The sequence below is a fragment of the Bradyrhizobium sp. OAE829 genome, assembly GCF_040546575.1.
Classification (GTDB): Bacteria; Pseudomonadota; Alphaproteobacteria; order Rhizobiales; family Xanthobacteraceae; genus Bradyrhizobium.
Map to the genome: position 1 here is coordinate 3982952 of NZ_JBEPOE010000001.1, position 14292 is coordinate 3997243.

Consider the following 14292-nt stretch of genomic DNA (forward strand, 5'->3'; position numbering starts at 1 on the left):
TCGGACGGCTACGCCCGGGCATGACGGAAATCAAGGCAACGTATAAGCCGTCTTCACCGTCGTATAGAACTCCGCCGCATAACGCCCTTGTTCGCGGGCGCCGAAGCTGGAGCCTTTTCGGCCGCCGAACGGCACGTGGTAGTCGACGCCGGCGATCGGCAGATTGACCATCACCATGCCGGCTTCGGAGTTGCGCTTGTAGTCGCTGGCATATTTCAGGCTTGTGGTGCAGATGCCGGATGACAGGCCGAAATCGGTGTCATTCGCGGTCGCCAGCGCTTCAGCATAATCCTTGACCCGGATGACCGCGGCCACCGGCCCAAAAATTTCCTCGCGCGCGATCCGCATCTTGTTGCTCACGTCGGTGAACAAGGCCGGCTGCAGATAGAAGCCGGGCGCATCGCGGTTGAGCCGCTCGCCACCGAAGGCGAGTTTTGCACCCTCATCCTTGCCGATCGAGATATATTTGAGATCCTGATCAAGCTGGCTCTGGTCGACGACGGGGCCGATATCGGTGCCGGCCTTGACGGCGTCGTCGATCTTCAGGCCGCGCATCCGCTCGGTCAGGGCCTCGACGAATTTGTCGTGGATCCCTGATGTGACGATCAGGCGCGAAGCGGCGGTACAGCGCTGGCCGGTGGAAAAGAACGCGCTGTTGGCGGCGCATTCCACGGCGACTTTCAGGTCCGCGTCGTCGAGAACGACCAGTGGATTCTTGCCGCCCATTTCAAGCTGGAACTTCTTCATCGGCCGCGAGGCGATGCAGGCCGCGGCAACCTTCTGGCCGGTGGAGACCGAGCCGGTGAAGCTGATGGCCGCGACATCAGGATGTTCGAGCAGGACAGCGCCAACTTCCGAGCCGCGTCCAAGCACGAGGTTGAGCACGCCCTTGGGCAAACCGGCACGGTGCAGGATATCGACCAGCGCCCACGATGAGCCCGGGACGAGGTCGGCGGGCTTGATCACCACGGTGTTGCCATAGGCCAGCGCCGGCGCGATCTTCCAGGCTGGAATCGCGATCGGGAAATTCCACGGCGTGATCAGGCCGACGACACCGAGCGCTTCGCGCGTGATCTCGATGTCGATGCCGGGGCGCACCGAGGCGAGTTTCTCGCCGGCCATCCGCAGGCATTCGCCGGCGAAGAACGCAAAGATCTGCCCGGCGCGCGCGACTTCGCCGATGCCTTCCGGCAGCGTCTTGCCTTCTTCGCGCGACAGCAGCCGGCCCAGTTCGTCCTTGCGCGCGAGAATCTCGTCCGACGCCTTCTTCAGGATGTCGTAGCGCACTTGCGGCGTCGATCGCGACCAGGCCGGGAATGCGGCCTTTGCAGCTGATATCGCGGCCTCGGCTTGCGCGCGCGTGCCGCGCACGGCCTGGCCGACAATGTCCTTGGTATCGGACGGGTTGACGTTGGGCGCGCGGGCGCCATCGGACAGCCATTCGCCGTCGATCAGATTGTTGAACATCAGCATGATGTGGACTCACTGTTGGAGAAAAAGCGTTCGGTGCCAGCCGGCGGCATATTACCGTCCGTTGGCCTTGCGCCAAGCCGCAAAATCCTTGGGCGTCTGCTCGTCGGTTGCCGGATAAAGGCCGAGGATCGAACGGCCCTTGCGCACCTCCTCGGTAACAAAATCCTCGAACGCTGTCATCTCGACCGCCTCGTCGGCGATTTCGTCGGCGAGATGCGCGGGAATCACGATCACGCCGTCGCTGTCGCCGAGAATGACGTCGCCGGGGAACACCGGCGCGTCGCCGCAGCCGATCGGCACGTTGATCTCGATCGCCTGGTGCAGCGTCAGATTGGTCGGCGCGCTCGGCCGCTGGTGGTAGGCGGGAAAGCCGAGCGCGGCGATTTCAGCCGAATCGCGAAAGCCGCCGTCGGTGATGACGCCGGCCGCGCCGCGCTTCATCAGCCGCGTCACCAGGATCGCGCCGGCCGAAGCCGCCCGCGCATCCTTGCGGCTGTCCATCACGAGCACCGCACCTAGCGGGCAGTCTTCAATCGCCTTGCGCTGCGGATGGGCACGGTCGCGGAACACCTCGATCTTGTTGAGGTCCTCGCGCGCCGGCATGTAGCGCAGGGTGAAGGCTTCCCCGACCAGCACCGGCTGATTTGGCCCGAGCGGATGCACATCCTGGATCATCTGGATGCGGAAGCCGCGCTTGAACAGCGCGGTGGCGACGGTGGCGGTGGAGACGGTTTTGAGTTTGTTGCGGGTGGCGTCGCTCAGTTTTGTCATGATTTCATCATCCCAGTTATTCCGTCATTCCGGGGCGCGAAGCGAACCCGGAATCTCGAGATTCCGGGTCTGGTCCTTCGGACCATCCCGGAATGACGGGTAATCAATCACACCGCGCCATGCGCTTCCACGTAAAGCGCGTACACGGAGTGGCAGCTCGTCATATAGAGGCGGTTGTTCTTCGGGCCGCCGAAACAGAGGTTGGCGCAACGCTCCGGCAGCCGGATGAAGGCGAGCGGCTTGCCGGCGGAGTTGAACACCATCACGCCATCGAGGTCTTCGGACTTGCCCTTGAGCTGGAAGACTCTTCGTCCGCCGATCTCGGTCGGTTCGGCCTGCAATGCACCGTTGCTGCCCCAGCCGCACCACAGATTGCCGTCGCGATCGACCCTGAAGCCGTCGAGCGCGCCCTGGTCGGCGGCGTCGATCAGCTTGGTCCGGCTGCCGAGCGTGCCGTCGGCGTTGACATCATAGGCCCAGATGCTGCGGTTGGGGGAGCCCTTCCACTCGACGACATAAAGCTTCTTTTCGTCTGGCGAGAACGCCAGGCCGTTCGGATTGACGATGTCGGTAATGACGGCCGAAATCTTGCCGTCCTTGTCGATGCGGTAGACGTTGGTGGTGGCCTGTTCGGATTTTTCCTTGTTGCCCTCCCACTCGCCATTGATGCCGAACAAGGGATCGGTGAACCAGATGCTCTCGTCGGACTTCACCACGACGTCATTTGGCGCATTCAGCCGCTTGCCTTCGAACTTGTCGGCCAGCACCGTGATCTTGCCGTCCTTCTCGGTGCGGGTGACGCGGCGGGTCACCGAATGCTCGCAGGTGACGAGGCGGCCCTGGCGATCGCGCGTGTTGCCGTTGGCATAGTTGGCGGGGCTCCGGAACACGCTGGTCTGGTTGGTCTTCTCGTCGAACTTCATGATCCGGTTGTTCGGGATGTCGGAGTACAGGAGATAGCCGCCCTCGGGGAAATAGGCCGGGCCTTCGGCCCAACGCATCCCGGTAGCGACCTGTTCGATCGTGGACGAATAGATCCGGTATTTTGCAAAGCTCGGATCGAGGATCTGCACCGACGGGTCGGGATAGCGCTGGTTCATCGCGAACGGAAATGATTGCGCACCTGCGGCACGCGAGAGAAGCGTGGTGGCCGCGGTGGCGCCGGCTGCGGCGAGGATGTTGCGTCGTGTGATGCTCATGGTGGTCCTCCCTGGGATGTTTTTTTGGTTGGTATCGAGTCTTCGCTCCAGTCATTCCGGGGCGCGAAGCGAACCCGGAACGACAGTGTCAGTAAATCGACGGCTCTCCCACCGGCTTGCCAAAGCCAGTCTCCAGAAAATCGAAATCGCAGCCTTCGTTGGCCTGCTTGATGTGCTTGGTGAACATCCAGCCGTAGCCGCGCTCGAACCGGCGCTCCGGCGCCTTCCATTCCGCGCGGCGCTTTGCAAGCTCCGCCTCCGGCACATCGAGGTTGATGGTGCGGGCGTTGACGTCGAGCGTGATGCGGTCGCCGTTCTTCACCAGTGCCAGCGGGCCGCCGATATAGGATTCCGGCGAGACATGCAGGATGCAGGCGCCGTAGCTCGTGCCGCTCATGCGCGCATCCGACAGCCGCACCATGTCACGCACGCCCTGCTTCACCAGTTTTGTGGGGATCGGCAGCATGCCCCATTCCGGCATGCCGGGACCACCTTGCGGCCCCGCATTGCGCAGGATCAGGACGTGATCCGCGGTCACATCGAGATCGGGATCGTCGATCGCCTTCTTCATCGAGGGGTAATCGTCGAACACCAGCGCCGGCCCGGCGTGCTTGAGGAAGCGCGGCTCGCAGGCGGACGGTTTGATCACGCAGCCATCGGGCGCGAGATTGCCCTTGAGTACCGCGAGCGCGCCCTCGGCATAGATCGGATCCTGCACCGTGCGGATGACGTCGTCGTTGTAGACTTCGGCGCGGGCGATGTTCTCGCCGAGAGTCTGGCCGGTCACGGTCATGACGTCGAGGTGCAGATGCTCCTTGATGCGGCTCATCAGGCCCGGCAGACCGCCAGCATAGAAGAAATCCTCCATCAGGTACTTGTCGCCGCTCGGACGCACATTGGCGATGACAGGCACCTTGCGGCTGGCGATCTCGAAATCATCGAGCCCGATGTCCTGACCGGCGCGGCGGGCCTGCGCGATCAGATGGATGATTGCATTGGTCGAGCACCCCATCGCCATCGCGACCGTGATCGCGTTCTCGAAGGCCTTGCGGGTCTGGATCTTGTTCGGCGTCAAATCCTCCCACACCATCTCGACGATGCGGCGGCCGCATTCCGAGGCCATGCGGATATGGCCGGCGTCGGCGGCCGGGATCGAGGATGCACCCGGCAAGGTCATGCCGATCGACTCGGCGATCGCGGTCATCGTCGAGGCGGTGCCCATGGTCATGCAGGTGCCGTAGCTACGGGCAATGCCGGCCTCGACATCGACCCAATCCTTGTCGGAGATTTTTCCGGCACGCCGCTCGTCCCAGAATTTCCAGGCGTCCGAACCGGAGCCCAGCGTCTTGCCCTTCCAGTTGCCGCGCAGCATCGGTCCGGCCGGAAGATAGATCGTCGGCAGGCCCATGCTGGTGGCGCCAAGCAAAAGGCCTGGTGTCGTCTTGTCGCAACCGCCCATCAGCACGACGCCATCGACGGGATGGCCGCGCAACAATTCCTCCGCGTCCATCGCCAGCATGTTGCGATAGAGCATCGTGGTCGGCTTCAGGAACGATTCCGACAGCGACAGCGCCGGCAGCTCCATTGGAAAACCGCCGGCCATCAGGATGCCGCGCTTGACGTCGTCGACACGGGATTTGAAGTGCATGTGGCAGGGCTGCGCGTCCGACCAGGTGTTGAGGATCGCAATGACGGGGCGGCCCTTCCACTCCTCCGGCGCGTAGCCCATCTGCATCGCGCGGGAGCGATGGCCGAAGGCGCGCAGATCGTCGGGCGCGAACCAGCGCGCGCTGCGAAGCTGGTCGGGGGTCTTGTTCTTGCTGCTCATGATTGCGTACCCCATTTCTGGACGGTGTTGCGCTCGATGGTGCGGAAGATCAGGTTTTCCACGATCAAGCCAATAATGATCACCGTCAACAGGCCGGCGAAGACAGCAGGTATGTCAAGCAGGTTGCGGTTTTCGAAGATGAACCAGCCGAGCCCGCCCTGGCCGGATGAGACGCCGAACACCAGTTCAGCGGCAATCAGCGTGCGCCAGGCGAACGCCCAGCCGATCTTCAGGCCGGTCAGGATCGAGCCGAACGCCGCCGGAATCAGGATCCGCGCCACGTAGGGCAGTCCGCGCAGGCCGTAATTGCGGCCGACCATGCGCAGCGTGTTCGACACGCTCTTGAAGCCGGAATGGGTGTTGAGCGCCACAGGCCACAGCACCGAATGGATCAGCACGAAGACGAGGCTGCCATTGCCGAGCCCGAACCAGATCAGCGCCAGCGGCAGCAGCGCGATCGCCGGCAACGGGTTGAACATCGCGGTCACGGTTTCGAGGAAATCCGTGCCGATGCGGGTGGAAATCGCGAGAATGGTGAAGATGGCGGCAAGCACGATGCCGGCGGCATAGCCCATGAACAGGACTTTGAGCGACGCCCAGGCGCGCATCGGGATCGTGCCGTCGCGTACTTTTTCCCACATCGTCATGATGGTGTCGTGAAAGGTCGGGAACAGCAGCGGATTGTCGAGGTAGGTGCCGTAGGCTTCCCACACCATCGCGAGGAACAGGATGATCACGCCCTTGCGGACAAAGCCGTCGTTCCACAGCAATTCGAGGACGGAGAGCTTACGCTCCACCTCCACTGACGCGGCGACTGCGGCGGTATCGCGCAGGAGGATTCTCGCTTCACCCATCGCATGTACCTCTCAGTGCGCCGCTGCGACTTCGTTGTCGGCATTCGAAAAAAGCAGATCATGGATCTGCTTTTCCAGCCGGGCAGCGCTGCCGTCCTCACTTGAGACCTGATCGACGTCGACGATTTCGGCCTTGACCCGTCCGGGATGCGGCGACAGCAGCAGGATGCGGTTGCCGATCTTGATCGCTTCCGCGATCGAATGGGTGACGAACAGCACGGTGAACTTGGTTTCGGCCCAGAGCTGCAGCAATTCGTCCTGGCAGGTGCGCCGCGTCAGCGCATCGAGCGCGGCGAAAGGCTCGTCCATCAAGAGGATATCCGGCTCCATCGCCATGCCGCGCGCGATCGCAACGCGCTGCTTCATGCCGCCCGACAGCGTATGCGGGTAGGAATCGACGACGCGGGTGAGGCTGACCTTTTCGATGTAGGCGCGGGCACGAACCTCGGCCTCCTTGCGCGGTAGCCGCCGCGTCATCAGAAGCGGGAACATGACGTTTTCAAGCACGGTCTTCCAGGGCAGCAACTGGTCGAACTCCTGGAAGATCATCATGCGGTCGGCGCCGGGCTCCGTGATCTCGCGGCCCGAGATCCGCATCTTGCCTTCGCTCGGCGTCATGTAGCCACCGACCGCTTTCAGCAATGTCGACTTGCCGCACCCGGAGGGACCGAGCAGCACGAAGCGATCGGAACGATCGACCGTGAAACTGACCCGCTCGGTCGCGGTCACCACCGCGCTCGAGGTCTTGTAGCGCAGCGTTACGTCGCTGACGTCGAGAAGCGCCGTCATCGCGTCAGTTGCCCTTCAGGTCATGCGACATCGGCAGGTAGTAATCCGTCCATGCCTTGGGCTGGGTCTTCAACGTGCCGACCTTGAACAGATGGTTGGCGAATTTCATGGTGCCCTGCGGCTGCAGGTTCCACTCCATCATGCCGGGCTCCTTGAGCCAGGCCAGCAGATCCTCGACGCTGGTCTTGTCGCCCGTGACTTCCTTGTAGATTTCGACGGCTGCCTTGGTGTCGCTGCGGATCAGGTCCTGCGCTTCCTTGGTGGCGTCGCGCACCGCCTGGACGATCTTCGGATTGGCGTCGGCGAATTTGGTGGTCGTGAAGAACTGCGCCTGGCTCAGCGGCCCGCCCATCACGTCGGGCGACGACAGCACGACATGCGCGCCGGCCACGTTCTTCAGTTCGAGGAACGTAAACGGCGGGATCGCAAAATGGTTGCGCACCTCGTGCTGGGCGTTGGTCATCGCCACATAGGCGTCGGGATGACCGAGCTGCACGGTGTTGGGATCGAGCTTCGACCATTGATCGGCGCCGAACAGTTCGGCGGCGGCGATCTGCAGCACGATGGCCTGTGTCGAGACCTTGACGGTCGGCACCGCGATCTTGTCGTTGGGGCCGATATCTTTCAGTGACTTGATATGGGCGTCGCGGCTGATCAGCGTCATCGGCTGCGCGGAGGTCGCGACGATACCCTTGACGCCGCCGCGGGTACGATCCCACAGCAACAGCAGATTGCCGGTGCCGGTGTTGAGGATGTCGACGCCGCCGGCAAGCAGCGCGTCGGTCTGCGCGCCGCCGCCGCTCAGATTGATCCATTTGGTTGACACGCCGGGCACGCCGAGCGCCGCGGCGTGCTTTTCGATCAGCTTCTGCTTTTCCATGATGTGCGACGGCATGTAGAAAATGCCGGGCTGCCGCGACAGCGCGATCTCGCTTTTTTGTTGCGCCAGGGCGGGCGCGCCTGACAGCGCCATTCCGAGTGCCGCGATTGCGCCTGCGGCGGCGCGCCACATCATGCTCTTCATCGTTGTTTCCTCCGGCGGTCTCTACGCATTGACGCCCTAAGGGAGATGCACTAATGTATTAGTGTATTTGAGGCAAGCGCCTTTTGAAAGGACCGCTGTTCCGATGGGGCCAACGCCAATCGCCGCCCGCCGCGCCGCACCGCGTTCCCCCGAGCGGCTCGATCGCGACCGGCAGGCTGCGCCCCAGGTTTTCGAGCGTCTGCGCGGCATGATCATTTCGCTGGAACTGCCGCCGGGATCGCCGCTGTCGCGCGCCGCTTTGGCCGGGCAGTTCGGAATCAGTTCGACGCCGATCCGCGACGCCCTGATGCGGCTGGAAGAGGAAGGCCTGGTCGACGTGTTCCCGCAATATGCGACCGTGGTCAGCCGGGTCGATGTGCGATTGGCCCAGCAGGCGCATTTCTTGCGGCAGGCGGTCGAGCTGGAGATCGTGCGCGGGCTGGCGATCAGCCACGACGAAGCGTTCGTCGCCGAGCTGAATGGAACAATCGTGCGCCAACAGCAATTCGCCAAGGCCGGCGAGTTCGAAAAGTTCATGGCCGCCGACAATGAATTCCACGCCCTGCTCTATACGGCGGCCGACAAGCAGGACATCTGGACGCTGGTGCGCAGCCGCAGCGGGCATATCGACCGGCTGCGCCGGCTGCATCTGCCCTCCCCCGGCAAGGCGCAGGACATCGTGCGGCACCACAGGCTGATCGCCAAAGCGATCGACGCCGGCGATCCGGACGGGGCGCAGAAGCATCTGCGCACCCATCTGTCGGGAACGCTCAGCGAACTCGCCCAGATCCGGGCACGGTATCCGGAATATCTGAGCGACTGAACGCCGCAGATTAACCCGCGCCATCAGGACGAAACGGCTCCGTTGCGGCGGCAAATTGCGCTGTCTACCCGACGACAGGCGATATACGGTTTTTGGCAGGAACATCTGCAGCCGGGAAACCGTTGCAGGAGAACAAGGTTTCAGCGAAAATCGCAACCTGCCGTTGATCTGATTCCAGCGGGCGCCCGGAGAACCTTCTTTTGGCAAGAATACTGATTGTAGACGACGATACCGCGGTTCAGGCCACCGTCCGCCTGTTGCTCGAGCGCGCAGGCCATAGCGTGGTCACCGCCGGTGACGGCCGTAAGGGGCTTTCGCTGTTCGAAAAGGAAGATTTCGATCTGCTGTTTCTCGACATCTTCATGCCGGGAATGGACGGGTTCGAGACCATGCGGCTGGCTCACCAGCTGCGGCCACTGATCCCGATCGTCGTGATCTCGGGACGGCCGATATCTTCGGAAGAAGGCGCCGCCCCCGACTTCCTGACCATGGCGACCAAGCTTGGCGCCGTCTCCAGTCTGCAGAAACCGTTCAAACCGGCGGCCCTGCTGGCGACGGTCACGAGCTGCCTTGAGGCCGCCAAACGCCTGTCGTCAAGTTCGTCCCACGCCCCCGGCGGAGTTGCTTCCTGCCCGTAATGCGAAATAGCATTGCCGGGTTCGCCCAGCCGCTTGCCCGGGATGAACTGGAGGGCGAACGAATCAAAAGATGACGCTCACAACCAGGCTTGCCATCGCCATGATTGCGTTGGTCGCGCTCGCGGTTTCCGCGGTCGGCTGGCTGAGCTATCGCAACCTGGAACAGGCACTGCTGCTGCGCGCCCGCGACCGCATCGAGACGCATTCGCGGCAAGTGGCGACCGACCTCGAATATCACGCAGCCAGCGCGACCGGAGATGTCGCGGGCTTTCGTTCGGCCGCGGCCTTGCATGGATTGGTCCGCGCCCGACGGGCGGGCGGCATCGATCCGGTGGATGGCGTCTCCGAAAAGACATGGCGCGACCGGATAGCAACCCGCTTTGCGGCGGAGCTCGAAGCCAAACCCACCTATGCGATGTTGCGGATCTTCAGCTTTGATGACGACGGCCGTGAGATCGTCCGCGTCGACCGCATGGGAGCAAACGACACGGTTCGGATCGTTCCCGAAGAAGGACTGCAGAAGCGAGGCAACCGAAACTATTTCACGGAAACGCTCGCGCTCGGTCCCGGACAAATCTACGTTTCGCCGCTCGATCTTGGACGCCGCGACGGACTGATCGAGGAGAGGCACAGGCCGACGATTCGGATCGCTACGCCGGTCTTCGCCGATGACGGCAAGCTGTTCGGCATTTTCATGATCAATGTCGATATGCGGCGGGCATTCGACCGCGTGCGGTCGTCGGTGTTGCCGGGCGAGACGATCTACGTCGTCAACCGGCAGGGCGACTATCTCATTCATCCCGATCGTTCACGCGAGTTCGGCACGCTGCTCGGCACGCCCAACGACTGGAAAGCCGACTTTCCCCATCTGGCGTCGCAGGCGGGGACATCCCGGGGCATCGCCGATATTGCACCGGATCACGCGGCCCGCTCGGGCGGGATAGCTCTTGCCCCTGCTCTGCTGGCTGGTACCGAATGGGTCGGCGTGATCGAATCCACCCCCAACGCCGTGATCATGGCGCCGGCCGCCAGCATCAGAAACACCTCCCTTCTGGTCGGAACGATCGCCGTGCTGTGCGCGGCCGTGCTGGCCCTGCTGATCGCGAGGTCGCTGACCCGGCCGATCGTTCGCCTGACCGCCGCCGTACAGGGCGCCTCCCGGAACGGGAAAGTCGCCATTCCGGTTGACGCTCGCGGCGAGACCGGCGTGCTGGCGCGCGCGTTCGCGAAAGTGATCGAGGAGGTCAACGAGAAGACCGCAGCACTGCAGCAGGAGGTTCAGGAGCATCGCCGCACCATCGCGGCGCGCGACCACCACGCCGAGCGCGAGCGCCTGTTCAGCGCGGCGGTCGAATCGTCCAACGACGCGATCATCACGACCTCGCTCGACGGCACGATCACCGGCTGGAACTCGGCTGCGGAACGTCTGTACGGATACAGCGCAACGGAAGCGGCGGGCAAGAACATCGCGATCCTGATGCCCGCCGGCCGGCTGCCCGAAGTGCAGGACATCCTGCGCCGGATCGGCTGGGGCGAAAGCATCGAGCACAACGAAACCACGCGTCTTCGCAAGGACGGCACGCCGGTCGAGGTTTCGCTCAGCATTTCGCCGATCAAGGCGTCGTCGGGCGCGACCATCGGCATATCGAAGGTTGCCCGCGACATTACCGACAGCAACAAGACCCGGCTGGCGCTGCGCCAACAGGCCGAGGAGCTTCGCCGCGTCTTCGAGACTTCGCAGGACCTGATCATGGTGACGGATTCACAGGGATCCGTGGTCCAGATCAGCCCGAGCTGCGCCGTCATCCTGGGCTATTCGCCCGGCGAGATGATCGGCCGCAGTGGAGAAGACTTCATCCATCCCGATCATCTCGAGAACTCGCGCCAGGAATTGCGCGCCCTGCGGCGCGGGCAACGCCCGACGATTGCGGACACGCGTTGCTTCCACAAGAGCGGACGCGAAGTGTGGCTGTCCTGGCTCGGGGTCTGGTCCCAACCGGTGAGACGGTTCTTCTTTGTCGGCCGCGACATGACCGAGACCCGCCGGGCGCAGGAAACCCTGCGTGAAAGCGCCCAGCTGGCTCGCGGGATCATCAACACGGCGCTCGATGCCTTTGTCCAGATGGATGATCAGGGCACGATCGCGGACTGGAATTCGCAAGCCGAGAATATCTTCGGCTGGACACGTGATGAAGCGGTCGGAGCAAAACTCAGCGAACTGATCATTCCATACGTCCATCGCGACGCGCACGCGGCCGGCCTGGAACGGTTCCTGCGCACCGGTGAAGGGGTGATCCTCGGCCGCCGTCTCGAGATCGACGCGGTGCGCCGCGACGGCAAGGAGATTAAGGTCGAACTGAGCGTCACCGCGCTAAAGCGCCGCAACGGCTTCGTGTTCAACGGTTTCATACGCGACCTCACCGAGAAGATCGCCACCGAGGACCGCATCCGGCAGTCCGAGAAGATGGAAGCCGTCGGCCAGCTCACCGGCGGCATCGCGCATGATTTCAACAACATCCTGACCGTCATCACCGGGACGATCGAAATCCTGGCCGACGCCGTCAAGGACGAGCCGCAACTCGCGGCCATCACGAGGATGATTGACGAAGCCGCGTCGCGCGGCGCCGACCTCACCCAGCATCTATTGGCATTCGCCCGCAAGCAGCCGCTCGAGCCTCAGGAAACCGACGTCAATACGCTGATCATCGACACCGCGAAACTGCTGCAGCGTACGCTCGGCGAGCATGTCGAGATCGAATCGGTGTTTGAAGACGAATCCTGCCCGGCGATCGTCGATCCCAATCAACTGGCCACCGCCATCCTCAATCTCGCCCTCAACGCCCGCGATGCGATGCCTGACGGAGGCAAGCTGATCATCGAAACCGGCATGGTCGTACTCGATGAGCATTACGCCAGGACGCACAATGACGTCCGGCCGGGCCGCTACGCGATGATCGCGGTCAGCGATACCGGAACCGGCATTCCGGCAGCGATCCTCGACAAGGTGTTCAATCCGTTCTTCACTTCGAAGGGGCCCGGCAAGGGAACCGGCCTCGGGCTCAGCATGGTCTACGGCTTCGTCAAGCAATCCACCGGCCACGTCATGATCTACAGCGAGGAAGGCCACGGCACGACGATCAAGATGTACCTGCCGCCGGCCTCAGGCACGTCGCTTGCGACCGTGCCGAGCCACGGGCCCACGGTCGAGGGCGGCAATGAGTCGATCCTGGTGGTCGAAGACGACGCGCTGGTGCGCAATTACGTGCTGACGCAACTGCATTCGCTCGGCTACGTCACGCTGGATGCGGGAAACGCGACGGAGGCGCTCGCGATCGTCAACGCCGGCCGTCCATTCGACCTGCTGTTCACCGACGTGATCATGCCCGGCCTCAACGGCCGCCAGCTCGCCAACGAGATGCTGAAGATCAAACCCGGGCTGAAAGTGCTGTTCACGTCAGGCTATACTGAAAACGCGATCATCCACCACGGCCGGCTCGACGAGGGCGTGCTGCTGCTGGCCAAGCCTTACCGCAAATCGGATATGGCCATCATGATCCGCAAGGCCCTCGGCGACTAGAGCCTTTTCCGTTCCGATTAAATCGGAACGGAGCTCTAGATTCTAGATTTGACGCGTTTTCTTGACGCGAACCGGTGTCCACTTCGCTGGAAAACGCTCTAGCGGCCTACAGCTGCCGCGCATTCTCGCGAAAGCTGCGCTGTCCACTCACGCCTGACGCGAAGTGGTCATCACGATTCGCACCAGGTCGGCGGCGTTGCGTGCTCCGAGCTTCTTCATGATGTTGGCGCGGTGATCCTCGATGGTCCGCGGGCTGATCCCGAGGTGCCTGCCCGCTTCCTTGTTGGACGCACCGGCGGTGAACTGCTCGAGCACCTCGCGTTCGCGGCGGGTGAGCGGTTCGCGTCCGGGAAAATGCAGCGTCGCGATCCGGGACGCGGAGTTGTTTTCCGCCTGCCGGCGCGCGTACGCCTCGATCGCCTCGTCGAGCCGTGCGACGATCTCGCTGCCACGGAACGGCTTTTCGATGAAGTCCAGCGCGCCGCTCTTGATGGCGCTGACGGCCATCGAGATGTCGCCTTGCCCGGAGATCATGAAGATCGGCGCGGGATAGTCCTCGCCGTGCAGTTCCTTCAGGATGTCGAGGCCCGATTTACCGGGGATATGCACGTCGAGCAGGATGCAGGACGGCGTCCGGGTTCTTGCAACGGCCAGCAATGCCGCGCCGTCGGCGAAACAGATGACCTGATAACCGCCCGCCGACAGCACCATGGAAAGCGTGTCGCGAACGGCGGGGTCGTCATCGACTACAAAGATCTCCCCGCGGGAGTGGGCTTTCTCAGCCATGTTTCATCTTCCATGCATGGTGAAACGTGACGCGCACTCGATATCGGTACTCAACTCCATACCGCATCAAAACGCCCCCGTATTTGTACGGGACGTTCGCTTAACGCACAAGTAGCAACGCGCACCTAAAAAGTAGCCCGAGGAGTGCAGTTATGCAGAACCCCCAAGGCGGCGGCATCGCGATCGAACTTGACGACCGAGGTAACGCGTACCGCTCGGTGGTATCGGATGTCATATCCCTGATCGAGCATGTCCAGGCGAGCCTGAGGCTGATCGAACAGGAGATCGCCCGCGAAACCGCGTCCGGTAGCCAGGACATCTCCACCAATGTCGTTGTGCTGGATGACGTGACGCCGCCCTATGTCAGGGCGACCGTGGCGTTGAGGGCCTGTGACGCCAATCTTGCCATCGCCCTCCACTCGCTGCTCGATCCCTTGACACCGTCCAATACACCGGAGCACGGCGCCAGCGATTATGTCTGGAGTCCGCCGGTGCTTTCGGTTCTCAGCGCGTAAACGCAGCAGCCCGCC

The 14292-nt window shown here is 62.9% G+C and carries 12 protein-coding genes; 4 read left to right on the forward strand and 8 right to left on the reverse strand.

Going from position 1 to position 14292, the window contains the following annotated elements; genetic code table 11:
• Positions 1-30: 30 nt before the first annotated feature.
• From ABIE49_RS19300 to ABIE49_RS19330, 7 genes are all read right to left on the reverse strand, one after another.
• Positions 31-1473 carry an aldehyde dehydrogenase family protein gene (locus tag ABIE49_RS19300; protein ID WP_192735689.1) on the reverse strand — a complete coding sequence of 481 codons (1443 nt, stop codon included), beginning with the start codon at positions 1471-1473 and terminating at the stop codon, positions 31-33.
• Between the two features lie 51 nt (positions 1474-1524).
• Positions 1525-2244, reverse strand: a complete 720-nt coding sequence (locus tag ABIE49_RS19305) for a ribonuclease activity regulator RraA (RefSeq protein WP_192735690.1) — start codon at positions 2242-2244, stop codon at positions 1525-1527.
• Positions 2245-2351: 107 nt separating this feature from the next.
• Positions 2352-3443: an SMP-30/gluconolactonase/LRE family protein gene (locus ABIE49_RS19310; protein WP_192735691.1), complete on the reverse strand. Its 1092-nt coding sequence runs from the start codon at positions 3441-3443 to the stop codon at positions 2352-2354.
• Between the two features lie 88 nt (positions 3444-3531).
• Positions 3532-5271 (reverse strand): L-arabinonate dehydratase, encoded by a 1740-nt coding sequence (gene araD, locus ABIE49_RS19315; RefSeq protein WP_192735692.1) that lies wholly within the window; start codon positions 5269-5271, stop codon positions 3532-3534.
• Positions 5268-6125 carry an ABC transporter permease gene (locus ABIE49_RS19320; protein ID WP_192735693.1) on the reverse strand — a complete coding sequence of 286 codons (858 nt, stop codon included), beginning with the start codon at positions 6123-6125 and terminating at the stop codon, positions 5268-5270. Before ABIE49_RS19320 ends, araD begins: the two co-directional genes overlap by 4 nt.
• Before the next feature lie 12 nt (positions 6126-6137).
• On the reverse strand, positions 6138-6914 hold the full coding sequence (locus tag ABIE49_RS19325) for an ABC transporter ATP-binding protein (RefSeq protein ID WP_192735694.1): 777 nt from the start codon (positions 6912-6914) through the stop codon (positions 6138-6140).
• 4 nt (positions 6915-6918) lie between these two features.
• A complete protein-coding gene (locus ABIE49_RS19330; protein WP_502916000.1) occupies positions 6919-7926 on the reverse strand; it encodes an ABC transporter substrate-binding protein in 1008 nt (335 codons plus the stop codon).
• A gap of 115 nt (positions 7927-8041) precedes the next feature.
• Here ABIE49_RS19330 and ABIE49_RS19335 point away from each other — a divergent pair, with 115 nt between their 5' ends.
• From ABIE49_RS19335 to ABIE49_RS19345, 3 genes are all read left to right on the forward strand, one after another.
• Positions 8042-8761, forward strand: coding sequence for a GntR family transcriptional regulator (locus ABIE49_RS19335; protein ID WP_192735696.1), 720 nt, complete (start codon positions 8042-8044; stop codon positions 8759-8761).
• A 200-nt stretch (positions 8762-8961) separates the two neighbouring features.
• Positions 8962-9399, forward strand: coding sequence for a response regulator (locus ABIE49_RS19340; RefSeq protein WP_192735697.1), 438 nt, complete (start codon positions 8962-8964; stop codon positions 9397-9399).
• 70 nt (positions 9400-9469) lie between these two features.
• Positions 9470-12976: a PAS domain S-box protein gene (locus tag ABIE49_RS19345; protein ID WP_192735698.1), complete on the forward strand. Its 3507-nt coding sequence runs from the start codon at positions 9470-9472 to the stop codon at positions 12974-12976.
• Positions 12977-13123: 147 nt separating this feature from the next.
• Here ABIE49_RS19345 and ABIE49_RS19350 read toward each other — a convergent pair whose 3' ends face one another.
• A complete protein-coding gene (locus tag ABIE49_RS19350) occupies positions 13124-13762 on the reverse strand; it encodes a response regulator transcription factor (protein ID WP_192735699.1) in 639 nt (212 codons plus the stop codon).
• A 152-nt stretch (positions 13763-13914) separates the two neighbouring features.
• On the opposite strand from ABIE49_RS19350, the gene ABIE49_RS19355 reads away from it, so the two are divergent.
• A complete protein-coding gene (locus ABIE49_RS19355; protein WP_192735700.1) occupies positions 13915-14277 on the forward strand; it encodes a hypothetical protein in 363 nt (120 codons plus the stop codon).
• Positions 14278-14292: the final 15 nt, after the last annotated feature.

Bases quoted from the DNA above. Each gene is read 5' to 3' on its own strand.
- ABIE49_RS19300 (WP_192735689.1), bottom strand. From the start codon at position 1,473: ATGCTGATGTTCAACAATCTGATCGACGGCGAATGGCTGTCCGATGGC.
- ABIE49_RS19305 (WP_192735690.1), bottom strand. From the start codon at position 2,244: ATGACAAAACTGAGCGACGCCACCCGCAACAAACTCAAAACCGTCTCC.
- ABIE49_RS19310 (WP_192735691.1), bottom strand. From the start codon at position 3,443: ATGAGCATCACACGACGCAACATCCTCGCCGCAGCCGGCGCCACCGCG.
- araD (WP_192735692.1), bottom strand. From the start codon at position 5,271: ATGAGCAGCAAGAACAAGACCCCCGACCAGCTTCGCAGCGCGCGCTGG.
- ABIE49_RS19320 (WP_192735693.1), bottom strand. From the start codon at position 6,125: ATGGGTGAAGCGAGAATCCTCCTGCGCGATACCGCCGCAGTCGCCGCG.
- ABIE49_RS19325 (WP_192735694.1), bottom strand. From the start codon at position 6,914: ATGACGGCGCTTCTCGACGTCAGCGACGTAACGCTGCGCTACAAGACC.
- ABIE49_RS19330 (WP_502916000.1), bottom strand. From the start codon at position 7,926: ATGTGGCGCGCCGCCGCAGGCGCAATCGCGGCACTCGGAATGGCGCTG.
- ABIE49_RS19335 (WP_192735696.1), top strand. From the start codon at position 8,042: ATGGGGCCAACGCCAATCGCCGCCCGCCGCGCCGCACCGCGTTCCCCC.
- ABIE49_RS19345 (WP_192735698.1), top strand. From the start codon at position 9,470: ATGACGCTCACAACCAGGCTTGCCATCGCCATGATTGCGTTGGTCGCG.
- ABIE49_RS19350 (WP_192735699.1), bottom strand. From the start codon at position 13,762: ATGGCTGAGAAAGCCCACTCCCGCGGGGAGATCTTTGTAGTCGATGAC.
- ABIE49_RS19355 (WP_192735700.1), top strand. From the start codon at position 13,915: ATGCAGAACCCCCAAGGCGGCGGCATCGCGATCGAACTTGACGACCGA.